23 protein-coding genes are annotated in these 20,615 nt (G+C 43.4%); 15 read left to right on the top strand and 8 right to left on the bottom strand.

What is annotated here, in order from left to right:
- Position 1 precedes the first annotated feature (1 nt).
- From amrS to Q1Q15_RS20360, 6 genes are all read left to right on the top strand, one after another.
- Positions 2-1,012 (top strand): AmmeMemoRadiSam system radical SAM enzyme, encoded by a 1,011-nt coding sequence (amrS, locus tag Q1Q15_RS20385; protein ID WP_300464127.1) that lies wholly within the window; start codon positions 2-4, stop codon positions 1,010-1,012.
- A 199-nt stretch (positions 1,013-1,211) separates the two neighbouring features.
- Complete coding sequence (locus Q1Q15_RS20380) at positions 1,212-2,078, top strand: UbiA-like polyprenyltransferase (RefSeq protein ID WP_300464125.1); 867 nt, start codon at positions 1,212-1,214, stop codon at positions 2,076-2,078.
- Positions 2,078-3,385, top strand: coding sequence for a CCA tRNA nucleotidyltransferase (locus Q1Q15_RS20375; protein ID WP_300464123.1), 1,308 nt, complete (start codon positions 2,078-2,080; stop codon positions 3,383-3,385). Before Q1Q15_RS20380 ends, Q1Q15_RS20375 begins: the two co-directional genes overlap by 1 nt.
- Complete coding sequence (locus Q1Q15_RS20370) at positions 3,358-4,530, top strand: MFS transporter (RefSeq protein WP_300464121.1); 1,173 nt, start codon at positions 3,358-3,360, stop codon at positions 4,528-4,530. Before Q1Q15_RS20375 ends, Q1Q15_RS20370 begins: the two co-directional genes overlap by 28 nt.
- A gap of 33 nt (positions 4,531-4,563) precedes the next feature.
- Complete coding sequence (gene serB / locus Q1Q15_RS20365) at positions 4,564-5,811, top strand: phosphoserine phosphatase SerB (RefSeq protein WP_300464120.1); 1,248 nt, start codon at positions 4,564-4,566, stop codon at positions 5,809-5,811.
- Complete coding sequence (locus Q1Q15_RS20360) at positions 5,804-7,168, top strand: (Fe-S)-binding protein (protein ID WP_300464118.1); 1,365 nt, start codon at positions 5,804-5,806, stop codon at positions 7,166-7,168. The genes serB and Q1Q15_RS20360 overlap by 8 nt, the downstream gene beginning before the upstream one ends.
- On the opposite strand, the gene queC is transcribed toward Q1Q15_RS20360, so the two are convergent.
- From queC to Q1Q15_RS20335, 5 genes are all read right to left on the bottom strand, one after another.
- Positions 7,143-7,832 (bottom strand): 7-cyano-7-deazaguanine synthase QueC, encoded by a 690-nt coding sequence (gene queC / locus Q1Q15_RS20355; protein WP_300464116.1) that lies wholly within the window; start codon positions 7,830-7,832, stop codon positions 7,143-7,145. The genes Q1Q15_RS20360 and queC overlap by 26 nt on opposite strands.
- Before the next feature lie 9 nt (positions 7,833-7,841).
- Positions 7,842-8,486, bottom strand: coding sequence for a radical SAM protein (locus Q1Q15_RS20350; protein WP_300464114.1), 645 nt, complete (start codon positions 8,484-8,486; stop codon positions 7,842-7,844).
- Positions 8,487-8,867, bottom strand: coding sequence for a 6-carboxytetrahydropterin synthase QueD (queD, locus tag Q1Q15_RS20345; RefSeq protein WP_300464112.1), 381 nt, complete (start codon positions 8,865-8,867; stop codon positions 8,487-8,489).
- Between the two features lie 931 nt (positions 8,868-9,798).
- Positions 9,799-10,299: a hypothetical protein gene (locus Q1Q15_RS20340; protein WP_300464102.1), complete on the bottom strand. Its 501-nt coding sequence runs from the start codon at positions 10,297-10,299 to the stop codon at positions 9,799-9,801.
- Between the two features lie 144 nt (positions 10,300-10,443).
- On the bottom strand, positions 10,444-10,671 hold the full coding sequence (locus tag Q1Q15_RS20335) for a hypothetical protein (protein WP_300464100.1): 228 nt from the start codon (positions 10,669-10,671) through the stop codon (positions 10,444-10,446).
- 553 nt (positions 10,672-11,224) lie between these two features.
- On the opposite strand from Q1Q15_RS20335, the gene Q1Q15_RS20330 reads away from it, so the two are divergent.
- The 5 genes from Q1Q15_RS20330 to Q1Q15_RS20310 all read left to right on the top strand — a co-directional run bounded on the left by Q1Q15_RS20330 (position 11,225) and on the right by Q1Q15_RS20310 (position 16,013).
- Positions 11,225-11,821 (top strand): TetR/AcrR family transcriptional regulator, encoded by a 597-nt coding sequence (locus Q1Q15_RS20330; protein ID WP_300464098.1) that lies wholly within the window; start codon positions 11,225-11,227, stop codon positions 11,819-11,821.
- Between the two features lie 59 nt (positions 11,822-11,880).
- A complete protein-coding gene (yqhD, locus tag Q1Q15_RS20325; RefSeq protein ID WP_300464097.1) occupies positions 11,881-13,038 on the top strand; it encodes an alcohol dehydrogenase in 1,158 nt (385 codons plus the stop codon).
- 103 nt (positions 13,039-13,141) lie between these two features.
- The gene (locus tag Q1Q15_RS20320) at positions 13,142-14,278 is read left to right on the top strand and encodes an NADH:flavin oxidoreductase (RefSeq protein ID WP_300464095.1); all 1,137 of its coding nucleotides are present in this window, start codon (positions 13,142-13,144) and stop codon (positions 14,276-14,278) included.
- The gene (locus Q1Q15_RS20315) at positions 14,265-15,314 is read left to right on the top strand and encodes an NADP-dependent oxidoreductase (RefSeq protein ID WP_300464093.1); all 1,050 of its coding nucleotides are present in this window, start codon (positions 14,265-14,267) and stop codon (positions 15,312-15,314) included. The genes Q1Q15_RS20320 and Q1Q15_RS20315 overlap by 14 nt, the downstream gene beginning before the upstream one ends.
- 15 nt (positions 15,315-15,329) lie before the next feature.
- Complete coding sequence (locus Q1Q15_RS20310; protein WP_300464091.1) at positions 15,330-16,013, top strand: type 1 glutamine amidotransferase domain-containing protein; 684 nt, start codon at positions 15,330-15,332, stop codon at positions 16,011-16,013.
- Between the two features lie 490 nt (positions 16,014-16,503).
- On the opposite strand, the gene Q1Q15_RS20305 is transcribed toward Q1Q15_RS20310, so the two are convergent.
- A complete protein-coding gene (locus Q1Q15_RS20305) occupies positions 16,504-17,007 on the bottom strand; it encodes a lactoylglutathione lyase family protein (protein WP_300464089.1) in 504 nt (167 codons plus the stop codon).
- A gap of 198 nt (positions 17,008-17,205) precedes the next feature.
- On the opposite strand from Q1Q15_RS20305, the gene Q1Q15_RS20300 reads away from it, so the two are divergent.
- Positions 17,206-17,541, top strand: a complete 336-nt coding sequence (locus Q1Q15_RS20300; RefSeq protein WP_300464088.1) for a helix-turn-helix domain-containing protein — start codon at positions 17,206-17,208, stop codon at positions 17,539-17,541.
- A gap of 292 nt (positions 17,542-17,833) precedes the next feature.
- Here the strand turns inward: Q1Q15_RS20300 and Q1Q15_RS20295 are convergent, their stop codons facing one another.
- Together Q1Q15_RS20295 and Q1Q15_RS20290 are read right to left on the bottom strand one after the other, a co-directional pair.
- A complete protein-coding gene (locus Q1Q15_RS20295) occupies positions 17,834-18,151 on the bottom strand; it encodes a hypothetical protein (RefSeq protein WP_300464087.1) in 318 nt (105 codons plus the stop codon).
- 128 nt (positions 18,152-18,279) lie between these two features.
- Positions 18,280-18,900 carry a hypothetical protein gene (locus Q1Q15_RS20290; RefSeq protein WP_300464086.1) on the bottom strand — a complete coding sequence of 207 codons (621 nt, stop codon included), beginning with the start codon at positions 18,898-18,900 and terminating at the stop codon, positions 18,280-18,282.
- A gap of 36 nt (positions 18,901-18,936) precedes the next feature.
- Here Q1Q15_RS20290 and Q1Q15_RS20285 point away from each other — a divergent pair, with 36 nt between their 5' ends.
- From Q1Q15_RS20285 to Q1Q15_RS20275, 3 genes are all read left to right on the top strand, one after another.
- Positions 18,937-19,323, top strand: a complete 387-nt coding sequence (locus Q1Q15_RS20285; protein ID WP_300464085.1) for a hypothetical protein — start codon at positions 18,937-18,939, stop codon at positions 19,321-19,323.
- Entirely contained in the window at positions 19,304-19,882 is a 579-nt protein-coding gene (locus Q1Q15_RS20280; protein ID WP_300464084.1) for a lipocalin family protein, read from the top strand. The genes Q1Q15_RS20285 and Q1Q15_RS20280 overlap by 20 nt, the downstream gene beginning before the upstream one ends.
- Before the next feature lie 87 nt (positions 19,883-19,969).
- Positions 19,970-20,509: a hypothetical protein gene (locus tag Q1Q15_RS20275; RefSeq protein ID WP_300464083.1), complete on the top strand. Its 540-nt coding sequence runs from the start codon at positions 19,970-19,972 to the stop codon at positions 20,507-20,509.
- Positions 20,510-20,615: the final 106 nt, after the last annotated feature.

Genomic DNA, 20,615 nt, shown 5'->3' with positions numbered 1-20,615 from the left:
CATGGAAACCCTTATCTATGAACAATTGGATGATCAACGTGTAAAATGTCAGATCTGTCACCATTTCTGTGTCATTAAAGAAGGGAAACGGGGGATTTGCGGGGTCCGTGAAAACAAAGGCGGCCGGCTTTTGTCCCTGGTATATCCACGAGTGATTGCCCGGAGTGTTGACCCCATAGAGAAAAAACCCCTGTTTCATTTGAAACCGGGATCCTTCGCCTATTCCATTGCCACGGTGGGGTGTAATTTTAAATGCGCGTTCTGCCAGAATGCTGATATTGCCCATATGCCGTCAGATAATAAGGGGATGATCCAGGGAAGCGGGTTTTCCCCTGAAGCCATTGTCAACGAAGCCCTGGGAACCGGGTGTGACAGTATTGCCTATACCTATACCGAACCCACTGTTTTTGTTGAATTGGCCCTTGAGACCGCTATGCTTGCCAGGAAACAGGGCCTGCTGAATGTTTTTGTCACCAATGGGTATATGAGCCCCCAGGTCCTTGACATGCTGGCGCCGGTTCTGGATGCGGCCAATGTGGATCTGAAAGCCTTTGATGACCGGTTTTATAAAACCTATTGCAAGGCACGGCTTGAGCCGGTGAAAGAAACAATCAAACGCATGAAAGACCTGGGTATCCTGGTGGAAATCACCACCCTTTTGATTCCGGGCTTGAATGACGGTCAAAGCGACCTTGAGGCCATGGCCCATTTTATTGCCACGGATATCGGCAGGGAAACCCCCTGGCATATTTCACGATTTCATCCCTGCTACCAGATGATGGACAGATCACCAACGCCGTTATCCTCTCTGGAAAGGGCATATGAAGCGGGCCGACAGGCCGGCCTGCGGTACGTGTATATTGGGAATGTGCCGGGCCAGTCGTCGGAGAATACCTATTGCCATTCCTGTAATGCCGTGCTGGTAAAACGATATGCGTATCAGATAGAAACCTATTTTCAGGAAGGGGGGAAATGCCCCAATTGTGATACCATTGCCTATGGTATCTATTAAAAGGTTTGGGCTTGGTCATCGTTTAGGCCAATGAGAAGTTTACTCAGGAGGGGTCAGGCTTGCGTTATGGACGCTTTTGCTGAATTTGTTTGTTATTACAGGCTGTTATCAAAAGCACAATAACACAAGCCTGACCCCGTCGAACCAACAATTACGACAAATGGGCGACGTTAAGATCAAGCCCAAAGGTTTAATTAAAATGGATTTTGTTTTAAATAGAAAAATACAGGTGTACGGGCAAATGATCAAGTTTTCCCATACCATTTTTGCGCTTCCCTTTGCCCTGTCCGCTGTGGTCATGGGCTGGGAAAAACAGCCGCCGTCCATGGGGGCCCTTGCCTGGATTTTATTGGCCATGGTGGGGGCAAGATCCGCTGCAATGGGGTTTAATCGGATTGTGGATGCGGATATTGATCTTAAAAATGAAAGAACGGCCGTCCGGGAAATTCCTTCCGGTAAATTGTCAAAAAAGGAAGCGGTCCTCTTTGTCGGGATGTCCTGCCTGGTCTTCATTTTTTCTGCAGCCATGTTGTCCCCGTTGTGTTTTATGCTTTCCGTCCCGGTTTTGTTGTTGTTAATGGGGTATTCCTATACCAAGCGGTTTACCCGATTCTGCCATCTGTACCTTGGGTTTGCCATTTCCCTGGCGCCGGTGGGGGCCTGGGTGGCGATTACCGGCACCCTGTCATGGAGTATCCTTTTCCTGGGCCTGGGCCTGATGACCTATATTGCCGGATTTGATATTTTATATGCCTGCCAGGACATTGAGTTTGACCGGAAGGAAGGACTTTTTTCCCTGCCGTCAAAACTGGGTGCAAAACGCGCCATGCAGATTTCTTCCCTGCTTCATGTGGGGACCTTTATGTTTCTGCTGGCCATGTATGTTGCCTTTGCCATGCACCCTGTTTTTTTAGGGTTTCTGGGTATTATCGGTGTGCTTTTGCTCGCTGAGCATCAACTGGTGAAACCAGACAATTTAACACAGATTGACATGGCCTTTTTTCATATTAATTCAGTGATTTCCGTTCTCCTTTTTATCGGTGTGCTGATCCAGGGTTTTTTTTAATGAAATGGGGAAAATCTGTTCAGTTTATTTTAGACACCCTGCAGAAAAATGGATTTGCAGCCTACATTGCCGGGGGGGCTGTCCGGGACATGCTGCTCAAAAGACCGCCGGTTGATGTGGATATCCTGACTCATGCCGCCATCCGGGAGATCGAATCCCTTTTTTCGGGTCAGACCGTTAAACAGGTGGGTAAAACCTTTCCCATCTGTATGGTAAACGGGTTTGAGGTTTCTTCCGGCCGGGGGGCTGTTGATCTCTCCTCTTTTCCTGAATCAGACCTGGCCAGAAGAGATATCACCATTAATGCCATGGCCTATGATCCCATTGCTGAAAAGATCATTGATCCCTTTAACGGCAGAAAAGATCTTGAAACGGCTGTTATCCGATTTACCAATGATCCGGACAAAAGAATTCGGGAAGATCCTGTCAGAATGATCAGGGCCTGCCGGTTCATGGCCATGATAGACGGATCGCTTTCCGTCTCTTCCCTTAAAAGTATCCTTGCCTGTAAGGACTTGCTGGACACTGCCATTGCAAAAGAGAGAATTCACCATGAAATCGTGAAGGCACTGGGGTTGCAACGGCCCTCTCTTTTTTTCAGGGCATTAAAAAAAACCGGGTTATTGTCAAAAATTTTTCCCAGCCTTGATCGTTGCCATGACCTTGATGGCGGTCCCCATCATGGTGAAACCGTATTTGACCACTGCATGCTGGTGGGAGATGCCGTGCCGGCAACCCTTCCAATGTTAAGGCTGGCAGGGTTTTTACATGATACCGGTAAATTTGATGCTGCAGAAATAAAACAAGGCAAATTGACATTTCCCGGGCATGAGAATCATACCCGCTCGGTGATCCAGGATCTGACTGCCTTAAGATTTCCCATTAAGGAGATCACCTATATCACGGCTTTGATAAAGACCCATATGAGACCGTTGACCGATCAGACAACACCCAGGGCAGCCAGACGACTGCTGTCCATGCTGGATGAACACGGACTTGATTATCGGGCATTTATGCAAATGAGGATTGCAGACAAAAAAGGGAATCTGGCCAAAAGGCCCTATACCCTGTCTGACATCCGGATCAGGCTCAAAAAGTTGTTCAATGTAATGGCTGAACCATCCGTTTTCCGGATGGACGGCCTTGCCATTAAAGGGAACGATATTGTCCGGATTCTGGGGATCCCCCCCGGTCCCGATATCGGTAAGATAAAACGCCTGCTGTTTGAAAAGGTATTGGATGATCCCAGGCTGAACACCCATCAGGAGTTGAAAAAGCTATGCCGGTCGTTACCAATAAACGAATAATTCTTGTTTTCGGATGTCTCACCATTTTTTTCAATGGTGCATTTGTGTTTGGGTTCCCCGGTGTCATGGCCTCGGAGTGGCAGGCCCTGTTCCATGTGAATAAGGCCCAGATAGGCCAGCTCATGTTTTTTATCCTTGCCGGAACAGGGTTCTCAATGTACCTGGCTGGAAAACTACAGGAAAAAATCCCCAGCCACTATATTATTTTTACGGGCAGTTTGGTGTTTTCCCTTGCCATGATAGCGGTGGGTCAGGCCACCGCCATTGAACACGTTTATCTGTGGGCGTTTATTGAAGGCTTTTTCAGTGGGTTTGTTTATATCCCCTGCCTTACCCTTTTTCAACGAATGTTTCCCGACAAGAAAGGATTGGTCACCGGTATTTTTAATTTAACCTTTGGGGGATCTTCTGCCATTATGGCACCGGTTTTTACCGGTCTGCTGGTTTCAAAAGGCTATGCGTTTACGTCCAGTTTTGCCGGTATCAGTTCCCTTGTTTTCGGCACATCCCTGACCTTGTTCATACGGATGCCGGGACAAAAAAAAGACCCGGCCGAACACTCCGTAACCACCTTGTCATCAAAGCAGATACTCAGGATGTCCTCTTTCTGGTTTATCTGGGGGGTATGGGCCCTGTCCGGTGCTGCGGGAATTTCCTTGATTGTTTTGGCATCATCCTTTGGGCAGAAACTGGGATATGATATCACACAATATGTCTATATGTTGACCTGTTTTAATGTGTTAAACGGCATCGGCCGCCTGGTTTGCGGCCGTCTGTCGGATCACTATTCCAAGGGGCACATCCTGATGATTGTTTTTTCAATGGCATCGGGGGCGTACCTGTTGATGCCGTGGGTCAGCCACCTGTATATCATCAGCTTTCTGGCCTGCTTTATCGGGCTTGCCTTTGGTGCGATGTTTACGGTGTCAGCCCCCCTGGTGACCGAGGTGTTCGGGCTTGAAAATTTTGGGAAAGTGTTCGGGCTGGTATTTACGGCATACGGATTTGTTGCAGGGATTTTAGGCCCATGGCTGTCCGGCATCATCCTGGATATGACCGGGTCAAATTTTAAAATGGTGTTCCCTTTGTTTGCAGGGTTTTATTTGATTTCCGCGATGCTGATATTAAGGGTAAAAAAACAATGATAACCGTTAAATATGAAGTGAAGGATAAGGGCAATGAGTGATGTCGTATTGATCAACATTACCGGCAGGGATAGAAAAGGCCTGGATGCAAAGTTTACAGGGATTTTGGCAGAATATGAGGTGAATATCCTGGATATTGGTCAGGCGGTTATCCATGAGCATATTTCCCTGGGGATTCTGGCTGAAATTCCCAAGTCAAGGGATTTTTCCCCCATTTTCAAAGATATGTTGTATGAGGGCCATAAAATGGGTCTCCAGATTGACATAAAGCCGATTGACTCGGAGAGTTATGAAAAATGGGTTCATGCCCAGGGCAAAGAACGACGGATTATTACCCTTTTGGGCAGAACCATAACGGCCCAGCAGATTTCCGCTGTTGCCTCTATCATCGCTGATAATCATTTGAACATTGATGGTATTTCCCGCTTGACAGGCAGGATTTCCCTTAAACAAACCCAGCATAATCCAAGGGCCAGTGTGCAGCTTTCCGTCAGTGGAAAACCGTTGAATATTCTTGATATGAGAAAAAGATTCATGGAAATTTCTCAAAAAGCCGGGATTGATATCTCTTTTCATGTGGACAACATCTACAGAAAAAACAGGAAACTGGTTGTTTTTGACATGGATTCCACCTTGATTCAGGCCGAAGTCATTGTTGAACTGGCCAAGCTGGTGGGGATGGGGCAGCAGGTGGATAAAATTACTGAATCTGCCATGAGGGGGGAAATCGATTTTAAAGAAAGTTTTAGAAAACGGGTGGCATTGTTAAAAGGGATAAAACAAGAACAGCTGGCTCACATATCAAAGACCCTGCCCTTGACGGAGGGAGCGGACCTGGTGACCAAGACCCTGAGAGGCCTGGGCTACAAGCTGGGGATCCTGTCCGGTGGATTTACCTTTGTGGGTGAATATTTAAAGGATCGGCTGGGATTTGATTATATGTATGCCAATGACTTGGATATGGAAGATGGCGTGGTCACCGGCGAGGTGAAAGGGGAGATTATAGATGGTGAGAAAAAAGCCATCTTGTTACGACAGATTGCCCAAAAGGAGGGGATCGCCCTTGAACAGACCATTGCCGTGGGCGATGGGGCCAATGATCTTCCCATGATCAGCATTGCCGGTTTAGGGGTTGCCTTCAATGCCAAACCGGTTGTCCGGCAGCGAGCCTCCAATACCATTTCAAGTGTTGGGCTGGACGGTCTTCTGTACCTGATCGGTATTCATGAACGGGAGATCAAACAGGAAGTTCGGCAGGCCACTGAGTATTCATATGGTTAACCTGAATAGCCTGAAGGTAACACGTAACCTGGCGGCCACCGGTAAAATGCAGCAGCTTGCCCGGGATGTGAGAAAGCTGGAAGATCAACTGGCCGCTTGTACCCGTTGCGGGATGTGTCAGGCCAATTGCCCGTTGTTTGCCCAGACCGGAAAAGAAGCCGATGTGTCAAGGGGGAAGCTGGTACTGATCAATGGATTGATTGACCAGATGTTTGATGATGCAAAAGGGGTGAACGAGCGTCTCCAACGATGCCTTCTTTGTGGATCCTGCGCCCATGGATGTCCCAGTGGCGTGAATGTTCTTGACATATTTCTAAAGGCCCGGGTCATCATTGCGCAATATCTGGGATTACCCTTTGCAAAAAAAATAGTGTTTAAACAACTGCTGTCTCACCCGGATACATTCAATGGTCTCATGGGGCGGGTTGCGTCATTTCAAAAAATATTTTTTAAACGAGAGCACAATGTCCAGAAAACGTCCTGTGCCAGGATTGCCTCGCCACTGCTGCGGCATCGACATATGGTTCCCCTGGACGACACCGCTTTTAACCAGACCCTTGGCAGCATAGACTGCCGGATTGACGGGAAAGGGGTAAAGGTGGCGTTTTTTGTGGGGTGTTTGATTGACAAGGCATTTCCCAATATTGCCCACAGCGTGGTGGATGTATTAAGCCATTTTAATGCCCAGGTGTTTATCCCTTCCCATCAGGGCTGCTGTGGTATTCCTGCCATTGCATCCGGCGATTTTGAAACCTTTAAGGTCCTTGTAAAACGCCATATAGACCTTTTTTCAAAAGAAAAATTTGATTATCTGGTGACGGCCTGTGCCACCTGTTCCTCCACCATTATAAACCTGTGGCCCTCCCTGTTAAAACAAGGGGATAAACTATTGTTACGCCGGATTGAAGCATTGGCTGAAAAAACCGTGGATATCAGCTGGCTCATGGAAAAGCGGTTTGACCTGACATCTGCAATTCCAGAAAATGAGGGGGGCAAAAAAAAGGTTACCTATCATGATCCCTGTCACCTGAAAAAATCCCTGGGCATATTTAATGAGCCCCGGCAAGTCATTCTTGCTGCCGGCCATGATATAAAAGAAATGAAGGACAGTGACACCTGCTGTGGCATGGGGGGAAGTTTCAATCTTGCCCACTATGACATTTCAACCCAAATTGGCCTGAAAAAAGCCCAGAACATTATTGATACCGGGTGTTCCACAGTGGCAACCTCCTGTCCTGCATGCATGATGCAGATATCTGATATGCTGGCCAGATTAAAACAGCCGGTGGCGGTGAAACATCCGGTGGAGATCTATGCGCAAGCCCTTGGGGCTAAACGTAAACCGTCGGATCTTTAATACCGGCTTCTTTAAATCCCTTTATCCTGTGAAGGCAACTGTCACATCTGCCACAGGACCTGCCGTTGGCATCGGGGTCATAACAGGAAAGGGTTAACGCATAATCCACCCCCAGGTCATTTCCTGTTTTGATAATGTCTCCTTTTGACAGATGGATCAAAGGGGTTTCAATGGTCAGGATGGCTTGTCCTGTGACGCCGGTTTTGGTGGCCAGGTTGGCCATTCGTTCAAATGCATCAATAAACTCGGGCCTGCAGTCAGGATACCCGGAATAATCCACGGCTGTCACACCAATGTATATGGATGTGGCCATTAACACTTCAGCCCAGGCCATGGCATAGGACAGAAAAATGGTGTTTCGGGCGGGAACATACGTGATGGGAATCTGGTCCCTGTCAATATCATCCATTGTGTCATGTTTGGGAACATGGATATCATCGGTCAGGGCTGAGCCGCCAAATTGCCTTAAATCAATGTCAATGATTTTATGGACCTTTGCCCCCAGAGAAATGGCCACCTGTTTGGATGCTTCAAGTTCCAGGGCATGGCGTTGTCCATATCTGAAACTCAGGGCGTAAATCTCTTTGCCCTTTGATTTTGCAATGGCCATGGCAGTGGTGGAATCAATCCCGCCGCTGGAAAGTACAATGGCTTTGTCAGTCATTTGTCTGTGTTAAACCCCTCTTTTGTCCGGTTCCCATATGGTTTTGTGCTGCTGCAGGGAAAGCCTTGCATGAAGATTGTCATCTATCATCCAGGCAGCAATGACGTCAGGCGCTATGTGTCCGAAAACCGGTGACAGATGGATTTTTTTTTGGGAAATACCGGTTAATTCATTTTCAATGATGGCTTTGGCAAACACATAGTCTTTTCTGGAACCAATGACAAATTTGATCTCGTCTTGTTTTGTCAAGAACGGGATGTTATCGAACAAAAAACTATTTGATTCATTGCTGGACGGACATTTGATATCCATGATCTTTATGCAGTCCGGATGGATATTTTGAATGCTTTTACTGCCGTTGGTTTCAAGGAGAACCTGGTATTTTTTTTTTAACAGTACGGATATCAGTTTGGATGTATCGTTTTGCAGCAAAGGTTCACCGCCGGTGATTTCAACCAGATTGCAATTATACGCATCCACTTTTTTCAGGATCTGGTCAAATGTCATGGCGTGAAATTCTGTGTTGGCATACCCGGTGTCACACCATGAACACTTCAGATTGCATCCGGAAAGCCGTATGAAAATGCAGGGCAGCCCGGTAAATGAGGATTCCCCCTGAAGGCTGTAAAAAATTTCGCAGACGTTCAGCTGCACTTATCCCTCCTGGTAGGAAGACCCGCATCCGGGGCTTTCAAATACCATGACTTTGCTGACGGTGATATGGTCGGTGTTCAGCCGTCGGGACAGTTCGGTATATAAAAATTTGGAAATGTTTTCAGATGTTGGATTGATGCTGCTAAACTCTGCAATGTCATTGAGTGTGGTATGGTCAAGCTTACTGAGTACATTGGTTACCGTTTCCTTTACATCCCTGAAATCAATACCAATTCCCAGTTCGTTGAGTTTTGTGCACTGAATATAGGCCTCAATGATCCAGTTGTGGCCATGCATATTGGAACAATCTCCATCATACCCTTTCAACACATGGGCAGCGGAAAAATGATCTTTTATATAAATTTCATATACACCCGTCATACACACTCCTTTATATAGATCCTGCAATTACGGTTTTAATAATACCCATAAACTTTGTTCTGAATCAAAAATGTCAAGGGGCAGGACAGGGCAAAAAGTGTATAAAATAAGCATAATGTCAGCCCATTGCAGAGGAAATGGACAACAAATCATGAACTTGGGAACATTATCTTAAAAAAAACCCCCGTTTCTGATGCGTTTGTACACCATTGGAAACGGGGGTTTCGCTTATGTTAAAAGGCTTATGTATCAAGCCTCTTCATTATTTTGGTAGCGACGCAGAGATTTGTTTGCAATCAAACTGCTACCAACGGAAACTCTTGTTCCCTGCATGTTTCAGTTAAATTCTATGTATAAGTGTATCAGGGTTTTGTACAAGAGTAAATAATAAGGTAAATAAAGGGTGTTGATACCATTCAATTTGTATACGGATTATAAATACAGAAAAAAATTTGCATTATCAGTTTTGCATATGGGACTATAGGGGAACTGGTTAAACAGTCTTTTTTACACCCAAATCATCAAAACCATCCCCTTTCTCAGAATGATTTGTAATATCCCTCACTGGTATCAAGTTTGATTTGTCTGTTCTGAAACCTGACAATCATCCTTCAAATATTTTAAAAAAGTATATCTCTCTGGCATCTCATGGGAACACCCTGGATCTTGCTTGTGGAAATGGCAGAAATAGCAGATTCCTTGCTTAAAAAAAGGCTTCCAGGTGGATGCTGTGGATATATCAAATATTGCCATAAATCATTTGGCAGGCAAAGATCCAAGAATAAATGTAATCTGGCAAGATATTCTTATGCCTGAAGGGGGGGAATGTTTTTTTTATATTAAAAAAACCACTATGAGGAAGTACCTAATATATGAAGCTTATCAAAAAATATAGTTTAATGATCTGCTTCAGCAGTCGGAATTGTGAATTTTAATATCCTAATCCTGGATAATATGCCAATAATTCAATGAGTTCAATTGCTTCATTTGCAACTTGTTTAATTCTTTTCTTTGAAATTTGGATCTTGTAAAAATCATGGGCAAGATGGTTACGGCAAGATATTATGTTTTCCAATTTGGTAAAATATTTAATAAATTCATTTCTTGAAAAAGAACAATCGAAATGTTCATTTTGATATAGGTCTATAAGTATTTTTGCAACCCTCGCTTTTGTTGATTCTTCTTTGATAACCCTACTATATAAACTATGTACCTCTTTTTCCTCTTCAGAAGGTTCTCCCATTTTCCTGGTTAAGTATTGATCATAACATTCATCAATCTCGTATGCGATTTTTTCCATTAGTTGGGGTGCAATAATGATAATATCAAAATAGTTTCTTTCAATAAATAATGATTTAAGAAAATCTATTTCATCTTTGAAGTAAGGGGATTCCTCAAAACACTCTTTTTTTATCAGTTCAAGATAGTTCATGTTATCCCTATTAATAACGCCCCGGATCACCTGGCGAAGGGGCTACTAAGAATTTTTAAATCTCTATGAATTACATTAACCCAAAGGTTTCCAAAGCGCCCCGACCCCTGCGATCTGGTGAAGCCGGATGGTTATGCGTTGTTTTTAAGATTGGGTATCGCCAAATATATCCCTAATTTTCTTGAGTTTAGTCTCTAATTCAACGTATTCATCATAAAACTCTTTCAATCGATCACCATCAATTTTGACGTATTGAGTTTTATTGTCTCTCCATTCTAATCTTTCGATAGCCTTCGTAACATGCAACCTTGCACTTGACTTTCCTTTGGGCATTTCTGTGTGCTTATATAAATAGCTTTTATCATCAAACATTTTACCCTCGAAGTGACAAATTAATGACTGATCAGCATTTATTTATGATCATACACTCTACTCAATATTCATGCTGCCTGTAAAGATATTTCGAAATATCAACTATCATGAAAATATAATTGATTAAGGAAGGATCTGGTAAAATGTTTTTTATTGGAGACCAACTTGATTTTTGTTCAGACCCCGGGAAGGAATTTTCTGAAATCTGCCAAAATGTGATGTATATATATTATAAAATTTATAGTTCAAAATTGGGTTGTAACTGCGGTTGCGGCTCATATAGTGGAATCAAAACTTCAAAACTGAAAAATATTCATATACCATATATGGTATTGGTCAATTTCAGCTAAAAGCGACACTTTCTTTTTCCAGTTCTCACCGTTCCATCACAGCTTGAAACCCCATAATGATAGACATAGACACTTTTTTACTATCCACTAAAGAAGGACCTTTTATCTAAAAAAATTGACTTAATCTGTGTCTATTTTTTGGAGGAAGGAGCATGTTTAAAAAACTTTCTTGACAATAAGACGACCGGTCATATTTTATAACCATGAAAAAAAGAAAGCAAAAAACTGAAGTCAGAACAAAACTCCTTCAGACCGGACTTATTTTGTTTGGAGAAAACGGCTTCAATGGAACAGGGATTAAGGAAATTGTTGATGAAGTCGGTGTGCCGAAAGGGTCATTTTATAATTATTTCAAAAGCAAGGAAGACTACACCGTTGAAATTATTCAGTTCTATTCGGATAACTTATCGATCCTTTGGGACGATTTGCTCAAAAGCGGCCCAAAGGAACCGTTTGGGGCATTGAGATACAGTTTTGAGATGATCATTTCCCATCATGAACAAAGTGAAGTGAGAACGGGTTGTCTCATCGGAAATTTGGCGGCGGAGATTAGCGAGGCCAGTGATCTGTGTCGGCAAAAAATGCATCAGGCAACGGCTGTCTGGAAAGATCGTGTTTCAAAACAGATCAGTCAAGGTCAAACCATGGGAACTGTCAGGGGTGATATTTCAGCTGATGCCTTAACAGAATTCATCTGGAATGCCTGGGAAGGGGCGTTGTTGAATATGAAAATAGTGAACTCAACAGCGCCGGTCAAAGAATGCATAAGTCTCCTTTTTGATTTTTTTCTAAGGCCCTGATTAAGATTCACCCATTATTTAAACAATAAATTCAACACAGACGAATAAAGGATAATTATATGTTAGATTTTAATTTCAAGAACCCTACCAATATCTTGTTTGGCAAGGGAAAAATAGCTACTATTAAAGAGTGTATTCCTTCCGAAAGTAGGGTCCTCGTACTGTACGGGGGAGGCAGTGTTAAAAAGAACGGAACACTGGATGAGGTTTTTGCGGCCCTTCATGGGTACACCTTATTCGAATTCAGTGGTATTGAGCCCAATCCGTCTTATGAAACTCTTATGAAAGCAGTTGAACTCGTGCATAAGGAGTCAATTGATTTTCTCCTGGCAGTTGGCGGGGGATCTGTCATCGACGGAACAAAATTCATTGCAGCAGCGGCTTTATTTGAAGGAGAACCGTGGTCGATTCTTGAAAAAGGTGGCACCCCGGTTAAAAAGGCATTGCCCATGGGAACGGTACTAACCCTTCCGGCGACGGGTTCGGAGATGAATTGCGGCAGCGTTATCACACGAAAATCATTACAGGCGAAACTGGCCTTCATGAGCCCCCATGTATTCCCGCTTTTTTCTGTACTGGACCCTGAAAAAACCTATACCCTGCCGTTGCGACAAATCAGCAATGGAGTGGTTGATGCCTTTGTTCATGTGGTCGAGCAGTACCTGACATACCCGGTGAACGCAAAAATTCAGGATCGCTTCGCTGAAGGCTTGCTGCTGACTTTGATTGAAGAGGGGCCCAAAGCACTTGAAAACCCAAAGGATTACGAGGTCCGTTCCAATCTGATGTGGGCGTCAACGCTGGCATTAAATGGTTTAATCGGGGCTGGTGTGCCCCAGGATTGGGCCACTCATATGATCGGGCATGAACTGACGGCCATGCATGGCCTTGATCACGCTCAGACACTTGCCGTTATTCTGCCAAATCTGTTGGAGGTGTGCAGGCAGGGCAAGCGGGAAAAATTGATTCAATATGCCGAGCGCATCTGGGGCTTTAATGAAGGCGACAATGACCAGCGGATTGATGCTGCCATTGATCAGACCCGTAAATTCTTTGAGCGGATGCAGATAAAAACCCGCTTGTCTGATTATGGCATTGGTACCGACAGCATCCCGGATCTTGAGGAAAAGCTAAAGGCCCATGGAATGATTCGCTTGGGCGAGCGCCAGGAAATCACATTGGATGTCAGCAGGAAAATTTTGGAACTTAGCCTGTAACCCTAACCTTAATTTTGATCAATTAAATCGGCTGCATGTTGTTATACACGTATGTCAGCCGTCATTGTCAACCGAAGTCAAACATGAATATCAAAGGAAAAAAATGTCCAGATTATTTGAATCAACCAAGATAAATGGAATGAACATAAAAAATCGGTTTGTCAGATCTGCTACCCACGAAGCAATGGCAGGGCTTGATGGAAGGGTAAATGACAAGTTGTTGAGCTGCATGGCACAACTTGCCCTTGGTGAAGTCGGACTTGTTATTACCGGCCATGCCCATGTGATCAGGGAAGGTCAGGCAGGCCCAAGACAGATGGGCATCTATTCCGACGCAATGATCGACAGCTTAAAACAGGTTGCTTCAGCTGTTCACGAACATGGCGGCCTTGTTGCCGTGCAGCTGGCCCATGCTGGAAAAAACGGCATCGGAAAAGACGAATATGCACCCCTGGGCCCTTCAGACGTAATTGTAGATGGTATTAAAAAAGCATCTGCAATGACGGTAGATGAGATTGAAAGAACGGTAACTGCCTTTGGTGATGCTGCCCAAAGAGCCGTAAAATCGGGCTTTGATGCGGTTCAGATCCACGCTGCCCATGGCTATCTGCTGAGTCAGTTTTTATCTCCCTTTTATAACCAGCGTGATGACGTATACGGTGGAACCCTTGAGAACCGGGCAAAGTTTCTTGTCCAGGTGTACGAAGAAATCAGGCAGAGGGTGGGCCAGTCATTCCCGGTCCTGGTCAAGATCAACTCGGAAGATTTTCTCGAAGGGGGGATCACGGTAAATGAGATCATCACGGTTTGCCATATGCTTGAAGATCGTGGAATAGACGCCATCGAGATGAGCGGCGGAACCTTCGAATCGGGCAAGCTCATTCCCTCCAGGGCCGGCACATCAAAGTCTGAAGAGCGGGAAGCCTACTACAGAAAAGCTGCTGAAGATTTCAAGAAGGAAATAAAGATTCCGCTTATTCTTGTGGGCGGTTTTCTGTCCTTTAATATTGCACAAGAAATCATAACATCAGGAGTCGCAGACTATGTTGCGCTGTCAAGGCCGCTTATCAGGGAACCAGACCTTGTCAAAAGATGGGCCGCAGGAGACAGAGAAAAAGCATCCTGCATTTCATGTAATAAGTGCTTTTCAACTCTCGCCATGGAAGAGGCGTTGCATTGTGCCATTGAAAAAAAAGAATCTTTAAAAAAAGAAAAAGGAGCAAATCATGGTTCAAAATAAAGAACACAACCGTTCCATCGTGCTCGCTGCGCGCCCTAAGGGGGCTCCGGTTCCCGATAATTTCCGCATGGTCAATACACCTGTTCCTCAGCCGGCTGAAGGTCAGGTGCTGCTGCGCACCGAGTATCTTTCCCTTGATCCTTATATGCGGGGCAGGATGAACGATGCGCCATCTTATGCAGAACCTGTTAAGATTGATCAAGTGATGGTGGGGGCAACAATTTCTCAGATCGAAGCATCCCGTCACCCTGATTACAAAGAAGGTGAGTGGGTACTTGCGTATAGTGGCTGGCAGGATTATGCGCTTTCAGATGGTTCCGGTCTCACCCGATTAGGCGAAAATCCCAAAAATGCCTCCTATGCATTGGGGATCCTGGGTATGCCAGGGTTTACCGCCTATATGGGATTATTGGATATTGGTCAACCCAAACAGGGAGAGACCCTGGTTGTCGCTGCTGCCACTGGCCCTGTTGGTGCAACAGTAGGACAAATAGGGAAGTTGAAAGGCTGTCGTGTTGTCGGTATTGCCGGTGGTAGCGAAAAATGCAACTACGCAAAAGAGGTGCTTGGATTTGATGAGTGTCTGGACCACAAATCTTTGGATTTTGCCCAGCATCTTAGCCAGGTTTGTCCCAAGGGAATTGACATCTACTTCGAGAACGTAGGTGGAAAAGTATTCGATGCAGTCTTGCCGCTGCTCAACACAAAGGCCAGAATTCCAGTATGCGGACTTATTTCTCAGTATAATGCGACACAGCTTCCTGATGGACCGGACCGTATGTCTCTTCTGATGGGTACAATTTTAGTCAAACGATTAAAGGTTCAGGGATTCATTATTTTTGATGATTATGGCCACCGCTACGACGAATTTGCAAAAGAGATGTCTCAATGGCTGAGCACAGGACAGATAAAATACCGTGAGCATATGATCAATGGGTTAGAGAATGCACCGAACGCCTTTATCGGCATGTTGGATGGTCAAAACTTCGGGAAATTGGTTGTCCGGGTTAATGACAAAGACGAATTGATCGTTTAAAAAAGGAAATTTTTTATGAAAATATTAATGGTACTCACCTCCCACGATAAACTTGGAAACACAGGACACAAAACCGGTTTCTGGCTGGAAGAATTCGCCTCCCCTTATTACGTATTTAAAGACCAGAATGTTGATGTCACCTTAGCATCTCCTAAAGGAGGGAATCCCCCTTTAGACCCCAAAAGCGACGAGCCTGATTTCCAGACAGAGTCAACAGAGCGGTTCCGCAATGACGAAGACGCTCAGAAGCACCTCGCCAACACGCTCCGTTTAGACGCTCTGGACTTTTCAGATTTCGATGCCGTTTTCTATCCTGGAGGGCACGGACCTCTCTGGGACCTTGCTGAAGACAAAAGTTCCATTTCACTCCTGGAGACTTTTTCACAGCAAGGCAAACCGATTGGACTGGTTTGCCATGCGCCCGGAGTTCTATGTCATACGAAAGCTGAGGATGGTTCTCCCCTGGTGAAAGGAAAAAGAGTAACCGGCTTCAGCAATTCTGAAGAAGAAGCTGTGCAACTCACAGAGGTTGTCCCTTTTTTACTTGAAGATATGCTCAAGTCTAATCAGGGTCTTTATCATAAGGGAGCTGACTGGGAAAGTCATGTTGAGGTTGACGGAAATCTGTTAACGGGTCAGAATCCTGCATCCTCAAAGGCAGTTGCGATTGAAATGATGAATAAGCTTCTCAATAAGTAGATATCATGACGCGTGCCTGAAATGAACGGCAAAGTATCTGGTTAAAAATTGCTCTGGAATACACGTCATAACAGACCACCCTGAATCTTAACTATAAACAAATAGTCTAAGGTTCAGGGCAATAGAAATATTGCAAAGATCTTAAATGATTTGGTATAATTTTCTAACAAGCATTTATGGTATATAAACCCACCACGACCTTGACAGCAGAAAATTAAACAAAATAGTTTCTGAAAGCTGCTAAAAAATTGGGGATTGGATAATTTTCAATCCCCTTTTTACATATTCTCAGTGGTTGCTTGAAATGCCAGTGCTCGCCTACCTTTTATAGTAAAACTGAGACAGGTCATAGACATATTGGACACTTTCTGCGACCATTATTTTACTTGGACGAAGTTATTTTTTGAAATATTGGGGACCAGTAAGGATATTTTAGATTAAGACGAGGAGGCAAAATCTGTAAATTCTGCCCCCCATATAAACATATAACTTATAGTTTATCTTGATAAGCACCAGCAGCATACGTCAGTTCGTAGCTGTGAGAATAAATCTCGATGAGATTTCCAAAAGGGTCTTCACAATAAACCATGCGATAAGGTTTCTCACCAGGATAATATTCACGTACTGGCATTCGTTGTTTGCCACCATGCTCAACTATTTTCTCAGCTAAGCCTTCTACATCTGGATCTTGAACACAGAAATGAAAAACCCCGGTTTTCCAGTACTCAAAATTGTTCTCTCTTTGTTCAGCATTTTTAAATTCAAAAATTTCAACACCGATCTTATCTCCTGTTGCCATGTGAGCGATACGGAAACTACCCCATCCCTCACCAAAAACGTCATTGCACATGACACCGATTGCTGAGTCATCAGCAACAATTTCTGTTGGTGGCATTATTACATACCACCCCATTACTTTTGTATAAAACTCAACGGCCTTGTCAAGATCCGTTACAGACAGCCCAATGTGTGAAAAAGTTCTCGGATAAGTCATTTCTTTCCCCTTTATAAAAATTGATTCTTAATTTATGATACAATAAATATTTCATCTTGGTGTAGCTGATATGTCATAATAATAAGTATTTGAATTTTATTAACAAGAAGGCACTTTTAAATTCGTTACGGACCATTTGGTTCGAATTGCTGATATTCGGGCCGGCTAAATAGATATTTTTTTTAAGAAGGATAAAAAATGATTGAATGGAACGGCAAAGAATATCGTTGCCCGGTTGAAGTGACAATGGATGTTCTCAGTGGGAAATGGAAAAGCCTCATGCTTTGGCATTTGCATGATGGAACCAAGAGGTACAAAGAACTTGAACGGATCGTACCCGGCGTGAGCCAGAAGATGTTGACTCAGCAACTCAAAGAATTAGAAAGAGATGGGTTATTGATTAGAACGGTATACCCAGAGATCCCACCCCGAGTGGAATATTCTTTGACTGAGCTTGGCCAAAGTACATTCCCAATCCTTGAAATGATGCACTCTTGGGGTGTCGGCAAGCTGGGTTTGGTCGAATCGGATTGAATCTGACATTCTCTATAGATATTATGGATGTTTTCTTATATTGCATATCATTTTTTAATGGTTTTCCTCATGTGCATAATGGTATTATCAAACATACCGCGAATTAAAATTTCACCCATGGCTTGAAACACCAGTGCTCACCTATCTTTGGTAGGAATATAGAGACCTTTCATAGACTAAATGAACGCCACAGGAAGTTTTAAGACATAGATATTATTCGATATGGGACGCACATTGAAATCCATTGATGATAGGTTTTATCCATAAGCTCAGCAGTCATGGCTGACCTGTTTTATTTTACCAACCTCAATACATGGGTTTCCTGTAATTTTTTCCACATGGAGTGGACAATGGCCATGGTTGGATCGGCATACTCCTTGCCAGTATCCTCCATCGCATTCAGGCATGCATGCAATAGTAACCCATTGCCGCTCCATAATCGAAAATCCCAGGTAATTTGAAGCCCAACGACCTTATTGATCAAATTTAAATCTTCGGCTGTCATCGACCCCAGCTGGGTTCGATCCCGTAATCGCAAATCATCCAGAAGTATTCTGACCGCCTCGTCAATGGTTGACGGTAAGTCTGAACTCAAGGGTTTTGTGAACATGATCCTCCTCCTACTTTTCAGAAATCACAAAACGAAGTTCAACTTGGGTAAATCTCTTTCAAAAAGATGGGGTAAGGGGTAAAAAAGGGCCATTTTAAAAAAAATCAAAAAGCCCTTTAGATAGACACTTATTTGTTTGGAAAATCAATCTCGCACTGATCATTCAAGTGGAGTCGAAAAATATAAATGACCAGGGCTGTGACCGGAACGGCCAGCACAAACCCGAAAATAGGCGACAGGGTAAAGTGAAGGATAAGCAGTATGACGATCAGGTGGTGTCCAAAAATCGGTGATACTTTTAAATGCGAGAAACATTTTTTAATTTTGGCCTTTAAATTGAGTCGTCCAAATAACAACTGAAAAATTATGATACCAGAGAAAGAAGTTAGCTGCTGATCTTCGAATCGAATTTCGGGAATTTTATGGTATTTAGTATAAATTTGTGCTTTACTGGGCTTCACTTGAGGTGGTCTCCTGGAGTTGGTTATTTTTTGTCTCGATAACTTATTATAACCCTTATTCATAGGTTCCTCAGGCTTTTTATTTGCTAATTTTCTAATTTCTTTATGCAACAAACGGGTAAGCTGTAAAGGATAGCTTAAAATGGACTTGCGGTAACGAACTTCCACAAGCCTAAATCCATTAAAGGTAAAAAACGATTCATGATATGAAGTCTTTAAAAAGATTGTATAGGTAGATTTTTGCAATACTGGTTGAACGATCTCATGGACAGCAGACCCGAATTTCAAATAAATTCCGGGCGATTCTCGGCAGGGCTAATTATAATGGCGCCTTCAAGTTTTGTATGGCGGATCATTACAGACACATCTCTCTGGCCTCAATGGGGGCCATCCGTTGTGGATGTGAATTGCATTAACAGGTTCATTTTATATGGCAGCAAGGGTTCTGTAAAAACTGTTATGGGTTTCTCTCTTGCTTTAACCATTACATCTTTAAAAAAAGAAAGAGAATGGACATGGTCCGTTGGCGGTATCAACGCCACGGGGCATCGCATTATTCCAATTAATGAGGATTGTTGTATGTTGTTCTTTGATATGCCGATCTGGGCCATCCCTTATTCAATTATCTGCTTGATTGCACTTAATCGTATCAAAAAGCTTGTAACTTCAATTAAAAACAAGGATTTTGACCTTGAAGATTTCACGAACTGAAAACAGATTTGGCCAAAAAGGTTCTAATATAAAAAAGGTATCAATCTTATTTTTTATATTTCTAATTGGGTGTACTGGAATACCTGAAAATGTAAAACCCGTTAATAATTTCAAGTTAGAAAAATATCTGGGTAAGTGGTATGAAATTGCAAGACTGGACCATTCATTTGAACGAGGATTGTCCCATGTGACCGCAGATTATAAATTGCGGAATGACGGTGGTATCAAAGTCATAAATCGTGGATACTCCGCGGAGAAAGACTCATGGAAAGAAGATGAAGGAAAGGCGTATTTTGTAGAAGCGTCAGATTTGGGTTACTTTAAAGTTTCCTTCTTTGGCCCTTTTTATGGTTCTTATATAATTTTTGAACTTGACCAGGAGGGTTACCAATATTCACTTGTATGCGGGCCGGATAAATCCTACTTGTGGATTCTTGGAAGAAACCCAACTATGAAAGAAGGCATAAAGTCTGCGCTATTAGAAAAAGCAGCAGAAGCTGGTTTCGACATAAGCCAGTTAATATTTGTCAATCATGAAAATTTGCCTAAAAAAGGCTAATTCAGTTGATTAAAAAAGTGGCGAGGATGAATTTTGAAGTCCGTCTAAAATTGTAGTCGGATAGTCCAAACATAAAAAGGAGGGGAAATGAAAAAAAAAATTCAATATGTCTTACCTGCGATATTGTTTTTTATCTTTAGTCTTGCTCACGCAGATGATACTTTGTTCAGCACTAATCTTTTCGCGAAATTCCATGCTGGCTCATGTACCATCTGCCATGATTTTTGGGAGAATGATAAAAATGGAATTGCCTTTACGAACCATAAAAAACGCAGTGATGTGAATCGTTGTACTAAATGCCATAAAAGCAGCGTAACAGGATTTAAACACAGTGACGACTGGTTCGCTCAACCTGGGCTTTACATCTCAGGTATGGACGCGAAAACAACCTGTGAAAAAATTATGGAAGTGTTATTTGCCAAATTCAAGAGCAGGGAGTTACTTGCCAGGGATTTGGAACATCATCTATTAGAAGATCCAAGAGTACTTTGGGGCATAGAAGGCGCCACACCAGAGAGCGGTAATCTGCCGTTTAAAAAGAAAGAAACTGATATGGTCGAAGGCGGATTGGATGAGTGGAAAAAAGAGGTCATGGCCTGGATAGAGGGGGGTATGAAATGTGAGTAGATGACGCCAGCGTCAAATTTGTTACGATAACGAGCCGATTTATTTATTGGGTATTATAAAGGGGACTGTTTTAATGATGACGGTCATTGAGAATAATTACAAATAT

Source organism: Desulfobacula sp., from assembly GCF_030145145.1.
Taxonomy (GTDB): Bacteria; Desulfobacterota; Desulfobacteria; order Desulfobacterales; family Desulfobacteraceae; genus Desulfobacula.
This window is presented reverse-complemented; position numbering and strand designations above follow the sequence as displayed.